Genomic DNA, 16,509 nt, shown 5'->3' on the forward strand with positions numbered 1-16,509 from the left:
GTTGATCGACTTTCACACGCACTGCCACCGGCCCGAGCACTGGGGCTGTGAGTGGGAGAAGCACTGGCAACCCGTGTACGGCCACGAGGCACACGACTACGGACCGGAGGAGTACGACCGGGCGATGGCCCCGGTCACCGCGGCGTGCGTGTTCGGCATCCGGGCGACCGCCGCCGGCGTGCTCACCCCGAACGACTTCACCGAGCGGTTCTGCGCCGAGACGACCACCGAGACGATCGGGTTCATGGCGCTCGACCCCACCGACCCGGACGTGCTCGACCAGCTCGCCGACGGGGTGGCCCGGGGGCTGCGCGGCATCAAGCTGTACCCGGTGCTGGCCCTGTTCGACCCGCGCGACGAGAAGCACGACGCCTTCTACCGCGCCGCCGCCGACAACGGCCTGGTCGTGCTCTGGCACATGGGGGCGACGCCCAGCCCGGCCGGCGACCTGTCGGTGAGCAAGCCCCTCGTCGTGGACGAGGTGGCGCGGCGGCACCCGGACCTCGTGCAGATCATCGCCCACCTCGGCCACCCGTGGCAGCGCGAGACGATCGTGACGCTGCGCAAGAACCGGCGCGTCTACTCGGACGTGTCCGCCTCGTGGGCTCGGCCCCTGGACGGGTACCTCGCGCTGGCCCGCGCCCAGGAGTGGGACGTGGTGAGCAAGCTGGTGTTCGGCTCGGACTTCCCGCTGTGGACCCCGGCCGAGGCGGTCGAGGGCCTGCGATCGTTGGCCTCCTCCCACCCGTCCGGGTTCCCGCCGATCAAGTCCTCGACGATCGAGTGGCTGCTGGACGGGGACCCGCGGGCCGAGATGGGGCTGGCGTGACGTCGCTCGACGCGCTGGCGACGCCCGCGCTGCTGGTGGACCGGGCGCGGCTGGACCGCAACGTGGCGTCCATGGCCTCCGCCATGCGCGGCGCGGGGGTCGCGCTGCGCCCGCACTTCAAGACCTCCAAGTGCCTGGAGGTGGCCCGGCGCCAGCTCGACCAGGGCGCGATCGGCTTCACCTGCTCCACGCCCGCCGAGGTGCGCCTGCTCCAGGACGAGGGGGTCGGCGACCTGCTGTGGGCGCACCAGCCGGTCGGTCCGGCCAAGGTGGCGTTCGCGATCGGGGCGCTGCGGCGCGGCGGGCTGACGCTCGGGCTGGACTCGGTGGAGGTGGCCGCGCCGCTGGCCTCGGGCGGGGTGGCCGTGCCGTTCCTGCTGGAGGTCGACACCGGTCTGGGCCGTACGGGGGTCGACCCGGACCGCGCGGTGGAGACGGCGACGCGGATCGCCTCGCTGCCGGGGTTCGCGCTGCGCGGTGTCATGACCCACGAGGGGCATCTCGGCACGTACGGGGACCGTGCCGCCCTGGAGGAGGCGGGCACGCGGGCCGGTGAGCTGCTGGCCTCGGTCGCGGCGAAGCTGCGCGCCGCCGGGCTGGACTGCCCGATCGTGTCGGTCGGCTCGACGCCGGGCGCGACGTCGGCGCCGTTCGCCGAGGGCGTCACCGAGGCACGGCCCGGCACGTACGTCTACTACGACTCGGGCCAGGTACGGCTGGGCAGCGCGACGCCGGACCGCTGCGCCCAGACCGTGCTGACGCGGGTGGTCAGCACGCAACGCCGGGGAACCGCCATCGTGGACGCGGGCATCAAGGCGATGAGCTCCGACGGTCTCGCGGGCGGAAGCCTGGGCACGGTCTGCGACGTGGCGGGCTGGCCGCTGGAGGACGTGCTCTTCGCGAACGGCAACGAGGAGCATGGCTACCTGACCGGCGAGGGCACGGCGCGGCTGCGCCCCGGCGACCTTCTTCGCGTCGTCCCCAACCACGCCTGCGGGACGACGAACATGTGGAGCCGCCTGCACGTGGTCGAGGACGGCCAGGTGGTGGACCGCTGGCCGATCCGCGCCCGCCACTGAGCGGATCGCTGCGACGGCCGTTGATGTCCCCGGCGAATATCACGCCGGTCATACGGTGTTCTTCGGATGACCGGCGTGATATTCGCTTTCGCCGTTAGGCCGGGGTGTAGCGGAGGGTGACGATGCCGGAGTCGTAGGTCTTGCTGTGGACGAGGGTCAAGTTCAGGCGCTGCTGGAGATCGGTGAACAGTGGCCGTCCCTCGCCAAGCGCGCTGGGGTACAGCTTGATCCAGTACTCGTCTACGAGTCCGTGCTGGACGAACTGCTGTACGGTGTCGACGCCGCCGAACAGGACCATGCCCTTTCCCGGCTGCGCCTTCAACGCTGCGATCTCCTCGGGGATGTCGGCGGTGGCCAGACGGGCGTTCTCGCCGACGTCGGACTGCGACCGCGAGAAGACCACCTTTGGTGTCTTGATCATCCAGTGGGCGAAGTCCACCAACGCGGGCGGGCTGGCGGTGTCGGCCGCCTGGGCCCGGAAGTTGGCGTCCAAAGCCTGGTGAGCGATGCGACCGGACACGATGGTGTCCACCTCGGCGCGCAGCTCGTCGGTGAACGTCTGGTTCATCTCCGGGTCGGGCACCATCATCCAGTCCAGCTCTCCGTTCGGCCCGGACAGGTAACCGTCGATGGTGACGTTGACGAACAGGATGACCTTGCGCATGACGTTCTCCTACTCTCGCGGCAGGCGCTCTTTGCGCCTTTCATGGGTAGGGAGTCAGCGTCAACGCCGAACTCATCGGTCCGGTGGCAACGAGTTTCGGCGCCTCGCCGGGCGCCTGTTCTGCTGGCGACCAGCGTTTTTTGACAAAGACGAATGCCACTCATCGCATAGTTACAGATAGTCACATCCACAGGTGACTGTCAGCGACAATCAGTCAGAGGCACGTGGTGGAAGGTTCAAGAGGACGGTGCTGTGCTTCCGCCAGCGGTGACCAGTCCGGTCTCGTATGCCACGATGACCGCTTGGGCGCGGTCGCGGAGTCTGAGCTTGGCGAGGATGCGGGCGACGTGTGTCTTGACGGTCGCCTCGGATAGGTGAAGCCGGTCGGCGAGTTCGGCATTGCTCAGTCCGCGGGCGAGCAGGCCGATGACCTCCAGTTCGCGCGGGGTCAGGGCGGCGAGGTCCCGGTGAAGCGCGGAGGCCGTGGCGTCGCGGCGGGCGAATCGTTCGACCAGGCGGCGGGTGATGGCCGGGGCGAGCAGCGCGTCGCCTGTGCGCACCATGCGGACGGCGGCGGCGAGGTGTTCGGGGCTGACATCCTTGAGGAGGAAGCCGCTGGCCCCGGCGGACAGCGCGGCGTAGACGTACCGGTCGAGGTCGAAGGTGGTCAGGATGATCACGCGTGGACCGTCCGTGTCGCCGGCGAGGATACGCCGCGTGGCCTCCAGGCCGTCCATCTCCGGCATGCGGATGTCCATCAGGACCACGTCGGGTCGGGTGCGGCGGACGGCGTCGACGGCCTCGGCGCCGTTGGTGGCCTCGGCGACCACCTCGATGCCCTCGGACCTCAAGATCATCTTGAAGCCGGTGCGCACCAGCGTCTGATCGTCGGCGACCACTACGCGCAGTGGCTGGGTCACGGCGTCTCCAGAGGTATCAGCGCTTTGACACGGTATCCGCCGCTGGGGCGTGGTCCGGCGTCGAGTGTCCCGTCGTAGAGCGAGAGGCGCTCACGGAGGCCGATCAGTCCGCGTCCCCTGCCGGAGGACAGGGTGGTGCTCGGGCGGCCGCCCGTGTCGGTGACCTCGACGCGCAGGTGGTCGGCCGCGTAGTCGACGACCACGTTCGCGGTCGCGCCGCTGGCGTGTTTCACCGTGTTCGTCAAGGCCTCCTGGACCACTCGGTACGCGGCGAGTTCGACGCCGGGCGGTACGGGGCGTTCGTTGCCGGTCACCGTCAACGCGATGGGCATCCCGGCATGGCGTACGCCTCCGATCAGGGCGTCCAGCCGGTTCAGGCCGGGCTGCGGTGTGAGGTCTGCCGGTGCCTCCGTATCGGGGCTGTCGGTGTCCATCGTCAGGAGTCCCATGACGTGGCGGAGCTCGGTCATCGCGGCCCGGCCGCCGGTCTCGACCGCGAGGAGCGCTTCGCGGGCCTCGTGGGGGGCGGTGTCCATGATCTTTCGGGCGGCGCCGGCCTGGATGACCATCACGCCGACGTTGTGTGTCACCACGTCGTGCAGTTCGCGGGCGATCCGGGCGCGTTCGTGCTCAACTGCACGGTTCAAAGCCTCGACCTGTCGGCGTTCCATGATGGACAGCCGTGCGTGTCCCTCGTCGACCCGGCGTCTCCACATGCGGATCTCGTACGCCGCCGCGAAGACCGGCACCAGAACCAGGACCGCGATCACGCCGTTGGGGAAGTGGGGCAGTTTCGCGTTCGTGAACAGGATCACCTGGACCGCGGCGGTCACCGGCAGGCTCAGCAGTGTCGGCATCGGGTGACGGCAGTGGGCGACGGCGCTGTAGGCGGCGACGATGCAGACCGCACCGGCGTAGAAGGCGATGTCCTGGGAGCTGTTCCTGATCAACGGCGTCACTGTCATCACCGTCCACAGCACCGCCAGCGGGAACCGGCGGCGGAGTGCCAGGGGCACCGAGGCGAGCGGTACGAGGAGCACCGAGCCGGTCCAGTCGACCCCACTGATGATGGTGACATAGCGGGCGCCGATGAGAGCCAGGGCAAGCACCAGCGCCGCGTCGAATGCCCGGCTGCGCCGCGCGAGGCGCGGAAGGCGACCGGTCTGACGCGTCATCTGGCCGGCCAGACCGCGCATTCGGCCCGCTATCAGCACGTTCAGCACCGGATCATTCTTGCCGACGGCCCGCCCCGGTACATCCCTCGGCGTGACCAACGCCCCTACATCTCATGGCTACATCGCAAGGATGACGCCGAGCGGCCTCAACCCCACGGGGTACCGCAAATGCCTCCGCCGAGCGACGTGGCGGTCCGGCATGCGCCCCTAGCGTCGCACCAGCCAGTCGGGCGACAGAGGGAAACGATGATGACAACGCCTGTGATCGAGCTGAGCGGCGTCAGCCGCCGATACGACGAAGGGCCGGCAGCGCTGAACGACGTGTCGCTGACCGTGGGGGGTGGGGAGTCGGTGGCGATCCTCGGACCGTCCGGTAGCGGCAAGTCCACCATGCTCAACCTGATCGCCGGCCTGGACCGGCCGAGCGCGGGGACCGTCACGGTGGACGGCGTGCGCGTGGACAAGCTGGGAGAGGCGGGCTCGGCACGCTACCGGCGCGCCAAGATCGGTATGGTCTTCCAGTTCTTCAACCTGCTCGATGACCTGACGGTCACCGACAACGTGGTGCTCCCGGCGGAGCTGGCCGGGATGTCGCGTGGCAAGGCGCGCAGGCGGGCGGCGGAGCTGCTCGACGCGCTCGGCATTGGCCGGCACGCTCGCGCCTACCCGGGGCGGCTGTCCGGCGGCGAGCGCCAGAGAGTGGCGGTGGCCAGGGCATTGATGAACCGGCCGGCGCTGCTGCTGGCCGACGAGCCGACCGGGGCGCTGGATTCTGCTTCGGGCGAGGACGTCAAAGCCCTGCTCAAGGAACTGCACGCCGACGGGCAGACGATCGTGACGGTCACGCATGACCTGACGCTGGCGCAGGAGTGCGCGACACGCACGGTGAGGATCACCGACGGCAGGATCGCCGCCGACGTCCGGACCGGGACGACCCGATGAGCGGCCTGGGCAGGGTCGTGCGGTCGGGCGTACGGCGCCGCAAGGCACAGACGTTCGGGACGGGACTGGCCGCGATGATGGCGGTGACCGCGTCCGTGCTCGGCGGGTCGCTGCTGGCGGCTTCCAACGGGCCGTTCGACCAGGCGTTCGCCCGCCAGCACGGTGCGCATCTCATCGCCCAGTTCCACGCAGGCAAGGTCACCGCCGCACAGCTCTCGGCCTCCGCGCACACCGCCGGCGTCACGGCGGCCTCGGGCCCGTTCCGTACCGCGACGGTCAACCCGCAGGGTGGTTCCGGCATCGAGCTTCCTGCCGGTATAAGCCTTCCACCGATGATGGTCGTTGGCCGCGACCACCCTGGCGGACCCGTCGACGACGTCACGCTGCTCCAGGGCAGGTGGGCGTCCGGCCCTGGCCAGATCGTGCTGTCCGCCACGAACGACAGCCTGGCCAAGCGGGTCGGCGCGACCCTGCGATTCCCCGCCCTTCCCGGCCATCCAACGCTGACCGTGGTCGGCGTCGCCCGATCGGTCAGCCAGACCGCCGATGCCTGGGTGACGTCGTCCGAAATCGCCTCGCTCACCGTGCCCGGCACGTCCGGTGGCCAACAGATGCTCTACCGCTTTGCGGCGGCCGGCACCACCGCGCAGGTCGCGGCCGACCGTGCCGCGGTGACGGCCGCGACTCCCGCGGGCGCCTTGACCGGGGTTCAGTCCTGGCTCAACACCAAGCAGGGAACCGACCGGAACACCGCGCTGTTCGTGCCCTTCCTCATCGCCTTCGGCCTGCTCGGCGTGCTCATGTCGGTACTCATCGTCGGCAACGTCGTGGCGGGGGCGGTCGGCGCGGGAACGCAACGCATCGGCATCCTCAAGGCCCTCGGTTTCACCCCGTCCCAGATCGTACGTTCTTACATGGGTCAGGCCCTGATCCCGGCGGCCGTCGGCACCGCGATCGGCGCTGTCTCGGGCGACGCCCTGGCGATCCCTGTGCTGTCCACCACCGCGCAGGTCTATGGCGCCACGACCGCAGGCGTCGCACCCTGGGTCGACGCCGCAGTGATCGCGGGCGTTCTGGGCCTGGTGACCATCATCGCGTGGGCGGCCGCGCTGCGGGCCGGACGGCTGCGCACCGTGGACGCGCTCGCCGTCGGGCGGACCCCACGGACCGGGCACGGCCGACACGTCGCCCGGCTGACCGCGCGATTCCCGCTGCCCCGGCCCGCCACCCTTGGCCTGGCCCATCCCTTCGCCCGCCCCGTCCGCACTGCGGGGATGCTTGTGGCGATCGTGTTCGGCGCAGCCGCCACCACCTTCGCCATCGGCATGACCTCATCGCTGAACTGGGTGCAGACCGCCAAAAATCACGACACCGCCGATACCGTCATCAACACCGCCGGCCCTCCTCCCGGCCCCGGCCACGCCGGACCGCTGGCCGCGACACCGGCCACGACCGATCCCTCCAAGGTCACTGCGGCGATCATCGCCCAATCCGGAACCCTGAAGTACTACGGCACCACCACCACGGACGTGACGGTCGCGGGAGTCTCCGGAAGCACCACCGTCTTCGCCTTCACCGGCGACTCCTCCTGGGCCGGCTACAAGATCGTTACCGGACGCTGGTTCCGCCGCCCAGGCGAGGCCGTTGTGCCGTCCACTTTCATGACGGCGACCGCCACGCGCATCGGAGACACGGTCACCCTCCAAGATCACAGCCAGGCGATCAGGATCCGGATCGTCGGCGAGGTCTTCGACCCTCACAGCCAGGCCAACGAGGTCCTCACCGACGCCGCGACCCTCGCCCCGGCCAAGGCCCATCCCTCTCCCGCGAGCTACTACATCAAAGTAAGACCCGGCACGAACCTCGGCGCCTACATCGACGCCCTGAACACCAGACTGCAGCCGCTGGGCGTCTCCGCCCAAACCGGCCAGGATCACGGTGCCAGCGACGTCATCCTCGCCCTCGACACACTGACCGCGATCCTCACGCTCATGCTGGTCGCCGTCTCCGCCCTGGGCGTGCTCAACGCCGTCGTCCTGCAGACCCGCGAACGCGTCCGTGAAATCGGCGTTGCCAAGGCGCTGGGCATGACGCCCGCTCAGACCGTCTGGATGGTCCTGGCCTCCGTCGCCGTCGTCGGCCTGATCGGCGGCGCCGTCGGACTACCCGCCGGCCTGGCCATCCACGCGGTGACCGTACCCGCCATGGGCCACAGCGCCGGGTTGAATTTCCCCGCCGCGGCCATCGACGTCTATCGCGCGCCACAACTCGTCGTGCTCGGTCTCGGTGGCCTGCTCATCGCCGTCTTCGGCGCGCTCATGCCCGCCGGCTGGGCCGCGCGTGCCCGCACGGTCACGGCGCTGCGCACCGAGTAGGCCAGGCGACCTGACAACCGGGGGAGCCGGCCACTCACATTCGGCCGGCTCCCCCGGGCGCCGCGATTCCGCACGCGGACGCCTTCGCCCCGCTGCCCCCAAGACCGAAGGAACGAATGCCCCCATGGGTTCCACCCTCATCGTCACGAACGACTTTCCCCCCCGGCAGGGCGGGATCGAAACGTTCGTGCACGCGATGGCAACGCGCATGCCAGACGACGAGGTCGTCGTCTATACCTCGCGCGAGGACGGTGACACCGCCTTCGATGCGACTCTCCCGTTTCCCGTCATCCGCGACACCGGCCATCTGCTGCTACCGACTCGGCGAGTCGCCGGAAAGGCCGTCGAGATCGCCCAGGCACACGGTTGCGACCGGGCCTGGTTCGGGGCAGCGGCGCCGCTTGCCCTAATGGCACCGGCCCTTCGTCGCGGCGGTCTGGAGCGCATTGTGGCCACCACGCACGGGCACGAGATCTGGTGGGCCAAGGTACCCGGCACACGTCGGCTCATGCGGCGGATCGGCGATGGCGTCGACGTCGTCACCTACCTCGGCCCTTACACGCGCAAGCGAATCGAGCCGGCCCTGGGGCACAACCCGCTGCTGAGCCGACTCGTCCCCGGCGTCGACACCGACGTGTTCCGGCCCGATGAGGCCGTTTCCAAGCAGATACGCACCGACCTGCGCCTGTACGACAGGCAGGTGATCCTTTGTGTCGCCCGGCTGGTGCCGCGCAAGGGTGTGGACATGCTGATACGGGCACTTCCGCTGGTCCGGCGCAATGTCCCGGACGCGGTCCTCCTCATCGTCGGCAAAGGGCCGGACGAGGCTCGGCTGCGCAAGCTTGCGCGACACCACGCCGAGGGTTCGGTGTACTTCGCCGGGGGCAGGCCGCACGCCGAGACACCGCCCTACTACGCCGCCGCGGACGTCTTCGCAATGCCGTGTCGTACCCGTCTGGGCGGCCTGGAGGCCGAGGGCCTCGGGATCGTCTTCCTCGAGGCGGCCGCGAGCGGTCTACCGGTGATCGCCGGCGACGCCGGCGGCGCACCGGACACTGTGCTCGACGGCCGGACCGGCAGGCTGGTGGACCCGATCGATAAAGCCGCGATCGCCGAAGCTCTGACGACGACACTGCTGGACCCCGAACGCGCCGCGATGGGCGCCGCAGGCCGCCGGTGGGTCCGGCAGACCTGGTCCTGGGACGCCTCAGCCCGCCACCTAGCCGAACTCTGGGCACCCGAACGCTCGGCCGCGGCGACTGGGGATAACTAAGCTGGCCAGAGCCGCTCCGCATCTTTCCCGGTAACTGGAGTCAAGCCGAGAGCGGCCAGTCCGCAGTTGTCACTCCGGTCCGGGCGGCCTGACACCGGCGTGGAGTTTACGGGCGACGTAGGCGGCGCGGTCGCCGCCGGCGGCGGCGTGCCAGCCGATCGCGGCGGTGTCGGACAGGCCGAGCAGGTCGGCGAGCATCTTCCAGTGGACGGCCCCGTGGAGCGCCCCGGGTTGGATGGAGGCGCTGATACCTGGAAGGGTGAGGGGCTATGGCACCCCGGAGGAAGTACTCCGCTGAGCTGCGTGAACGTGCGGTCCGGATGGTCTTTGAACTGCGTGAGCAGACCGGTGAGAAGACCGGCACGATCGCTCGGGTCGCCGACCAGCTCGGGGTGCATCGCGAGGCATTGCGCACCTGGATCCGGCAGGTCGAGGTCGATGCCGGCAAGCGTCCGGGGACCACGAGCAGCGACGCGCAAAGGCTTGCGGAGTTGGAGCGGGAGAATCGTGAGCTGCGGCGGGCGAACGAGATCCTGAAGGCCGCGAGTGCGTTTTTCGCCCGGGAACTAGATCCCAGACTGCCGCGCTAGTCGAGTTCATCGATTCTTACCGGGACCGGTTCGGTGTCGAGCCGATCTGCGTTGTCCTGGAATGTGCTCCGTCGACGTATTGGGCGGCGAAGAAACGCGAGGCCGAACCATCGGCTCGTGCGGTGCGTGATGAACAGCTGAAGAAGGAGATCGGGCGGGTGTGGTCCGGGACGGGCCGCGAAGTTTATGGCGCCCGGAAGGTGTGGTCGCAGCTGAATCGCGAGGGAATCGAGGTCGCTCGGTGCACGGTGGAGCGGCTGATGCGTGAGCTGGGCCTGTCCGGGGTGCGCGCGGTCCGTAAACGGCCTCGTACCACGGTGCCGGGTGTGGAGCGGCCGGGTGACCTGCTGGAACGGGACTTCACCGTGGACGCGCCGGACCGGAGCTGGGTCGCGGACATCACCTATGTCGAAACCGCTGCTGGATGGGCGTATACCGCGTTCGTGCAGGACCTGTTCTCCCGGGCGATCGTGGGATGGCAGGTCGCCGATCATCTTGGCGCCGACTTGGCTTTGGACGCGCCGGAAATGGCGATCTGCTCGCGGGACGGCGTCGGTGACGGGCTGGTCCATCATTCCGATCGCGGCGTCCAGTATACGTCTATCCGGTATGCCGAGCGGCTGGACCAGATCGGCGCTGCCCGATCGGTCGGAAGTAAGGGAGACTCCTACGACAATGCCGCTGCGGAGTCGCTCAACAGTCTGTACAAGAAAGAACTCATCGATTTCCGTGGCGACTGGAAGAATGTCATGGATGTGACACTTGCCACAATCGATTGGGTGGCGGTCACGAGCGACGTCTGCCGCGCAATCGCCGCCGACCAGCGATCAACCAGCGCCGCATTCCACGACGCCTCCCACGGATACCCGCCGGCGAACGCCTGCACCTGCCGCACAATGCGCATCCGGGTCGCGATCGTGCGCGGCTTCAACCCCCGGGCACGATGATGATCCGCGAACCCCTCCAGCGTCTTCTCAAACACCGCCTCGGCGGGCCGCAGCATCAGCACGCCCGGCACCACGTGCAGCGTCGCCACCCCCGGAACCCGAGACCTCACCTGCCCGGCAGACGCTCCTCGACTCCCCGCCATCCTCACGCTCCGTGTATCTTCGCCAGTTCCGACGCCTTTTGATCGGATGCACAGCATGCATCAAACATGACTGTTGCACAGCACGATCACTGAAAACGCAGCTAACTCGGGACAGGAGGTCTGAAAGCGCGCGACAACTCGACACGGAGCACCACGCAATCACCCGCAGTTCAAGCGCCCGAACAGGTACCAGCTGATGCGCCCAGCGCAACACTGCCTAATTGGTCGGGCTTCAGCCGGTCAGCTCTGCGGGCAGACCGAACGCCTCGATCATCCGGGGATCAAGGAAAGAGGTGATCTCGAGGATTCGGTCGCCGCGCAGCGTGACGACGTTGAGCCCGGCCAGCAGAAACCGAGCACCATCGTCGCTCGCGCGATAGCCCACGAACGCGAGCTGACCGTTGGCCGACGCCGGAACCATCCGCCAGGATCGATCGAAGATTCGCTCGGCCAGGAACGTACCGATGTCTTCCGGACCGTCGAACCAGGCGGGCAGCGGCGGCATGGTGAGACGAGCATTCTCGGCGAGCATTCCGACCAAGGCGGGCACATCCGCGCGCTCCCACGCGCTGACGAAGTCTGTCACCAGCGCACGGCATGCTTCGTCGCCCAGCTCGCGCAAGGTCGCCTGCTGACTCTGGCCTGACACGCGCTGGTCCAGGCTGCCCCGCGCACGCTGCAGGGCGCTGTTCACCGATGCGACCGAGGTGTCGAGCGCGGCGGCGACCTCGGCCGCCGAGAAGGCCAGCACCTCCCGCATGATCAACACCGCGCGCTGGGTCGCCGGCAGGTGCTGTAGCGCAGCCACGAACGCCAGCTCCACGCTCTCGCGCAGTTCATAGACGACCTGTGGATCGGCCGGTTCCGCTCCCCAGGCGCTTTCGGGGTAGGGCTCCATCCAGAACTCCTCGGCCGCAGGGCGCCCAAGGTCGTCGGTGGCGGATCTGGCCGGGTGGTAGTCCGCCGACAGCAGCCGTTTCGGACGTTTCTTGATCAACTTGAGGCAGGAATTGGTGGCGATGCGGTAGAGCCATGACCGCACTGAGCTGCGCCCCTCGAATCCCTCCAGGCCTCGCCACGCTCCGACGAGAGCGTCCTGCAACGCGTCCTCGGCGTCGTGCACTCCGCCCAGCATTCGATAACAGTGCGCGTGGAGTTCGCCATAGTAGGGCGACACCAGGCGATCGAACGCGCCGCGATCCCCCTCTCGTGCCGCGTCCATCAGCTTCTCATCCGACGTGGGCGAGGAGTGCAGCTCAGCCATCCCCGTACCTTATTTCGATCAGCCACAGGACTCTGCGGCCAATCAGGTTCTGCGCGAGATGACCATGATGTATTCGCAGGGAGCGTCTGTTCGGTTGGCGAAGCCGTGGTCCGTGTCGGCTTGGAAGAACAGGGAGTCGCTTGTGTTCAGGGTCTCGCCGATCCCGCCGATCGCGACGGTGAGGGTGCCTTTGAGCACCAGGAGTTGTTTCTCCGTACCGGGCGGATACGCGGGCAGCAGTCCGGTAGAGACCCGCGGGGGGAGGTAGTGGACGATCATCTCGGCTCCTCCCGCGCCCGGGGCCGCTGACACCATGTGCCGCTCGAAGCCGGTTTCCGGGTCACGGAAAACGGGGCGATCGCTCTTGCGCATGACAACGGCCACACCAGACGCGGCAGCGGCCGGCGCACCGATCAGGTCCGAGAGCGACGCGTTGAGCGCATGGGCGATCCTGGACGCCACGCCGATCGTCGGGCTCTTCTCACCGCGTTCGACCTTGGACAGCATCGCCCGGCTGACCGACGACTGTGTGGACAGCTGCTCCAGCGTGAGACCCGCCTCCTCGCGGCGTCGCCGCACGTTACGGCCGAACGCGCCGGTCAGCTCGTCACCGTGCTGTGGTTCGGCCGCGTTTCCGTCTTGCTTGGCCACCATGCTCCTCGATCGATGGGTACCTCGCCGGCCCATAGTGTAAGGATCTCCTAAAGAAGATAGATTCTTCTATCGGAGACGGGATGTCCACCCACCACGACGGAGGTTCCATGCGTTTGATCTCGAGTGGCCAGCACCATGCCACGTTCGAATTCGGCGATCTGCAGGTGATCTCGTTGCGAGACGGATACATCGACATGCCGCCGACACGGCTCCGCGACGAGGATGGGCGCACGCTCGATGAGCTGCCAGCCGCCGTCCCGTTGGCCGGCGACAACTTGCGGCTGTCGGTCAACGCCTTCTTCGTCACCGACGGCACGCGGTCGGTCCTCATCGACACCGGCGCGTCCAACGTCTGGCACGAGCCCACCATGGGATTGATCTACGACGCGTTCGACGAAGCGGGAATCGATCGCGCGCAGGTCACCGATGTGGCCATCACCCACAAGCACGAAGACCACGTCAGCGGTCTGATCGCGCCGGACGGTTCAGAGGCGTTCACCGAACTCGAGCGCGTGTGGATCGGCGCGGGCGACACCTCGGTGTTCACGGGACGGCTCGAGCCGATCCGCGACCGGGTCGTATCCGTGTCGGAGAAGGTCGCGATCAACGACTGGACCACCGCGATCCCGACACCGGGCCACACGCCCGGTCACACCGTCTACGAGGTCAGGAGCGGCACCGACCACCTTCTCGCCTGGGGCGACACCGTTCACGTTCCCACGCTCCAATTCGATCAGCCGAACGTGTCCTGGGAGCTCGACGGCGACCAGTCCCAGGCCCGCACCGCGCGAGCGGCGCTCCTCGAACGACTGACCCGGCCACACCACTTCGTAGCCGGCGCCCACCTCGACTCACCCGGCGTCGCCCGCGTAACCCCCTCCGGCGACGGTTATGCCCTGGAATACCTCGCACCACCGATCGGCTGATCGAGCGGGACACCCGCACCTCGCCGAGTTCCTCCGCCCAGTCGCGGAGGAGCTCGGCGAAGTGTCTCAGCCTGCGGGGAAGCGGGCCCGTACGTCGATCCGCGAGTAGTCCACGTGCCGGGTCAGGGGGTCGGCGCGCAGGGCGGCCTCGGTGAGCGGGAGCAGGTCGTGGGTCTCGTTGTAGAGGCGGGAGTACGCCTCGGCGAAGTTCACGCCCGCCGCGCGGCCGAACTCGCCGTTGCTCGACTCGACCAGCTTGCGGGCGAACAGGCCGGCGTAGCCCTGGCTCTCGAAGCAGTCCATCGCGGCCAGCTTCGTGCCCACGACCGGCGTGATGTCGACGAACAGGTCGTTGCGGACGCCGTACAGGCTGAGCCCGTCCGTCACCGCGACCGGCACCGAGGTGAAGAAGACCTGACGGACGTTCGTCTCCTCCCGGCCGTCGAGGTTCTTCAGGTGGGTCGCGGCGCGGCCGAGGGCGGCCAGGGCGGTCATCGTGGCGACGGTGTGCGTGTTGGCCGTCATCGCCGGGTTCTGCGGGTAGTCGCAGATGACGACGTCCGGCCGCTCCCGCGCGAGCGCCGCGGCGACCTCGTCCACGACCTCCTCGCGCACCACGGCCATCGAGTCGTCGAGGTCGAGCGTCAGCAGCGTGCCGATGCCGACGATCTCGGCGGCGCGTTCGAGCTCGCCCTTCTTGTGCGCGACGATCTGGTCCAGGCCGGCGCCGGCGATGGACTCGTCGGGCTCGTCCTTGCGCCACTCCTCGGCGTACCGGTTGGCGTGGATCCGGCCGCCGTGGGTGAGGATCAGCGCCACGATCTCGTCGCCGGCCGCGGCGTGCCGTGCGAGCGTCCCGCCGCAGTTGGTGATCGTGTCGGCCGGATGGGCGTAGATCGTCATGATCTTCATCGGTTCACCGTCACGACGCGCGACCAGACCGAGTACGGGTCCGGTGTCGGGTGGGACCAGTTGGCGCCGCGGTCGCCGAAGACCATCATGGTGTTCGCGCCCGTCGGCAGGAGCACGCCGTTCGCGGAGTTCTGGTAGTCCGCCTCGACCGGACGGGTCCAGGTACGACCGCTGCCGTCGGGTGAGGTGAGCAGCGCCAGGCCGGGGCGGCCGACCATCAGCACGAGCGGGCCGCCCGGCAGCAGGCTCAGCGACGGGTACACGCTCACCACGGACTGCTTGTCCGGGCCGGCCACGAGCTGCGTCGCCGCCGACCAGGTCCTGCCGTCGTCGGTGGAGCGCGAGACGTACATCGGCAGGTAGCTGCCGATCCGCATGACGATGAGCAGCGAGCCGTCCGCGACGCGTTCGAGCGCGCCCTCGCAGAAACCCTCGTACCCGGCGGCGGTCGTCAGGTTCGGGTTCACCGCGACGGTCGCGGCGACGGTCCAGTTCAGGCCGCCGTCGGTGGACCTCAGCACGATCTGCCGGTACTTGGTGTCGTCCGCGTAGTACCCGTACCCCGACTGGTACAGCGTGCCGTCCGGGTCCTCGACCACGGGGTGCACCAGCACGAACCCGCCGAGCGGCGAGCCGGGCCGGTCGGTGACCGAGGAGATGGTGCGCATCGCCGTCGGGGTGGTCATCGCGCCCGTACGGGTGGTCCAGGTCGCCCCACCGTCGTGGGAGACGCTCGAGTCGACCTCGGCCTTGAGGTCACCCGAGCCGGCGACCATGTACGTGTGGTACGAGACGGCGAGAACGTCGCCGTTCCGCAGCCGGGTCAGGTTGTAGGAGGCCGCGTCCGGCATCGGGTTGGCGGCCTGGTCGGCGACCCAGCTCGTGCCCATGTCGTCGGAGTAGGCGAACCGCGTGCCGTTCGTGGCGGAGCTGTCGGTGTGCGCCGGGTAGGCGAGCAGCACTCTGCGGCCGGTGCCGTGCGGCACGATGACGGCGGCGTTCGGCATCTGCACCGGTGTCGTCGACTGGTCGACGGTGACCGGCGGCGCGACGGTGAACGGCGCGGAGCCGGGCGGCGGGGTGTTCACCGCCGGGCCGTAGCCGACGTCGTCGAGGTAGACGTCGTCGCCCGAGGTCGGCGTGCCGTCGCTGGAGAACTGGTAGCCGGTGATGTCCGCCAGGGCCCGTACGCCGACCGGCCCGGCGTCGCCGACGTACCGGCCGCCGACGTAGACGTGCGCGGCGCTCATGTCCGCGGGCACCTGGATGTCGATGGCGGTCCACTTGGTGAGGGGCACGGTGCCGGCCGGCGCGACCTGCGTCCAGTTGGCGGCGTCGTACCAGCGGATCCGGCCGTTGCCGTCCACGACGAGGTGGAACACCGGCTGCTCGCCGGTGACGTTCTTCTGGTGGCCGAGCAGGTCGACCATGAAGCCGTTCGGCAGCGCGGCCGGGTAGGCGTAGAAGCTCAGTTCCGCGCCCTGCTGCGCCGGCCGCGGACAGGCGATCTTCGTGATCGTGGTGGTGCTGGGGTCATCGACCCGCAGCGACCGCGCGCTGGCCCGCCCGCGGGTGGAGCTGACGACGGCGGACGCCGCGCCCGACGGGGTGGAGCAGCCGGACGGCACCTGGCCGACCGGATCGGTCTCATAGGTCCGCACCGTGACGGCGGCGGTCGCCGGGCCGGCGATGAGACCAGCCGCCGCGACGGCGAGGACGAAGGCGAGCAGGAGGTTCAGGGGTCTGGTGGTCCGGGACATCGGCTGTGCCCTCTCTCTCGGCATCCCCCCGGAATACGACACGGAATACCGTTCCA

The 16,509-nt window shown here is 68.9% G+C and carries 14 protein-coding genes and 1 pseudogene; 7 read left to right on the forward strand and 8 right to left on the reverse strand.

The window, feature by feature from the left end:
* The first annotated feature begins 1 nt into the window (after window position 1).
* A complete protein-coding gene (locus ACQEV1_RS26890) occupies window positions 2-829 on the forward strand; it encodes an amidohydrolase family protein (RefSeq protein WP_433396911.1) in 828 nt (275 codons plus the stop codon).
* Complete coding sequence (locus ACQEV1_RS26895) at window positions 826-1,908, forward strand: alanine racemase (protein WP_433396913.1); 1,083 nt, start codon at window positions 826-828, stop codon at window positions 1,906-1,908. The genes ACQEV1_RS26890 and ACQEV1_RS26895 overlap by 4 nt, the downstream gene beginning before the upstream one ends.
* 94 nt (window positions 1,909-2,002) lie before the next feature.
* Here the strand turns inward: ACQEV1_RS26895 and ACQEV1_RS26900 are convergent, their stop codons facing one another.
* The 3 genes from ACQEV1_RS26900 to ACQEV1_RS26910 form a co-directional block, all read right to left on the reverse strand.
* A complete protein-coding gene (locus ACQEV1_RS26900) occupies window positions 2,003-2,572 on the reverse strand; it encodes a dihydrofolate reductase family protein (protein WP_433396915.1) in 570 nt (189 codons plus the stop codon).
* Window positions 2,573-2,808: 236 nt separating this feature from the next.
* Entirely contained in the window at window positions 2,809-3,492 is a 684-nt protein-coding gene (locus ACQEV1_RS26905; RefSeq protein ID WP_433396917.1) for a response regulator, read from the reverse strand.
* Complete coding sequence (locus ACQEV1_RS26910) at window positions 3,489-4,715, reverse strand: sensor histidine kinase (RefSeq protein ID WP_433396919.1); 1,227 nt, start codon at window positions 4,713-4,715, stop codon at window positions 3,489-3,491. Before ACQEV1_RS26910 ends, ACQEV1_RS26905 begins: the two co-directional genes overlap by 4 nt.
* Before the next feature lie 201 nt (window positions 4,716-4,916).
* Here ACQEV1_RS26910 and ACQEV1_RS26915 point away from each other — a divergent pair, with 201 nt between their 5' ends.
* The 3 genes from ACQEV1_RS26915 to ACQEV1_RS26925 all read left to right on the forward strand — a co-directional run bounded on the left by ACQEV1_RS26915 (window position 4,917) and on the right by ACQEV1_RS26925 (window position 9,257).
* Complete coding sequence (locus ACQEV1_RS26915; protein ID WP_433396921.1) at window positions 4,917-5,609, forward strand: ABC transporter ATP-binding protein; 693 nt, start codon at window positions 4,917-4,919, stop codon at window positions 5,607-5,609.
* Window positions 5,606-7,984 (forward strand): ABC transporter permease, encoded by a 2,379-nt coding sequence (locus tag ACQEV1_RS26920; protein ID WP_433396923.1) that lies wholly within the window; start codon window positions 5,606-5,608, stop codon window positions 7,982-7,984. Before ACQEV1_RS26915 ends, ACQEV1_RS26920 begins: the two co-directional genes overlap by 4 nt.
* Before the next feature lie 124 nt (window positions 7,985-8,108).
* Window positions 8,109-9,257: a glycosyltransferase family 4 protein gene (locus tag ACQEV1_RS26925; protein WP_433396925.1), complete on the forward strand. Its 1,149-nt coding sequence runs from the start codon at window positions 8,109-8,111 to the stop codon at window positions 9,255-9,257.
* A 69-nt stretch (window positions 9,258-9,326) separates the two neighbouring features.
* Here the strand turns inward: ACQEV1_RS26925 and ACQEV1_RS26930 are convergent, their stop codons facing one another.
* Entirely contained in the window at window positions 9,327-9,455 is a 129-nt protein-coding gene (locus ACQEV1_RS26930; protein ID WP_433396927.1) for a hypothetical protein, read from the reverse strand.
* Window positions 9,456-9,526: 71 nt separating this feature from the next.
* On the opposite strand from ACQEV1_RS26930, the pseudogene ACQEV1_RS26935 reads away from it, so the two are divergent.
* Window positions 9,527-10,632 (forward strand): annotated as a pseudogene (locus tag ACQEV1_RS26935) (IS3 family transposase); the annotation flags it as partial.
* A 537-nt stretch (window positions 10,633-11,169) separates the two neighbouring features.
* Here the strand turns inward: ACQEV1_RS26935 and ACQEV1_RS26940 are convergent.
* Window positions 11,170-12,201 carry a sigma-70 family RNA polymerase sigma factor gene (locus tag ACQEV1_RS26940; protein ID WP_433396929.1) on the reverse strand — a complete coding sequence of 344 codons (1,032 nt, stop codon included), beginning with the start codon at window positions 12,199-12,201 and terminating at the stop codon, window positions 11,170-11,172.
* Window positions 12,202-12,243: 42 nt separating this feature from the next.
* On the reverse strand, window positions 12,244-12,852 hold the full coding sequence (locus ACQEV1_RS26945) for a helix-turn-helix domain-containing protein (RefSeq protein WP_285624197.1): 609 nt from the start codon (window positions 12,850-12,852) through the stop codon (window positions 12,244-12,246).
* Window positions 12,853-12,962: 110 nt separating this feature from the next.
* Here ACQEV1_RS26945 and ACQEV1_RS26950 point away from each other — a divergent pair, with 110 nt between their 5' ends.
* On the forward strand, window positions 12,963-13,781 hold the full coding sequence (locus tag ACQEV1_RS26950) for an MBL fold metallo-hydrolase (protein WP_433396932.1): 819 nt from the start codon (window positions 12,963-12,965) through the stop codon (window positions 13,779-13,781).
* Between the two features lie 66 nt (window positions 13,782-13,847).
* Here ACQEV1_RS26950 and ACQEV1_RS26955 read toward each other — a convergent pair whose 3' ends face one another.
* Window positions 13,848-14,693: a PIG-L deacetylase family protein gene (locus tag ACQEV1_RS26955; protein WP_433396934.1), complete on the reverse strand. Its 846-nt coding sequence runs from the start codon at window positions 14,691-14,693 to the stop codon at window positions 13,848-13,850.
* Entirely contained in the window at window positions 14,690-16,453 is a 1,764-nt protein-coding gene (locus ACQEV1_RS26960) for a sialidase family protein (RefSeq protein ID WP_433396936.1), read from the reverse strand. The genes ACQEV1_RS26955 and ACQEV1_RS26960 overlap by 4 nt, the downstream gene beginning before the upstream one ends.
* Window positions 16,454-16,509: the final 56 nt, after the last annotated feature.

This window comes from Actinoallomurus sp. CA-142502 (genome assembly GCF_050936355.1).
Taxonomy (GTDB): Bacteria; Actinomycetota; Actinomycetes; order Streptosporangiales; family Streptosporangiaceae; genus Actinoallomurus; species Actinoallomurus iriomotensis.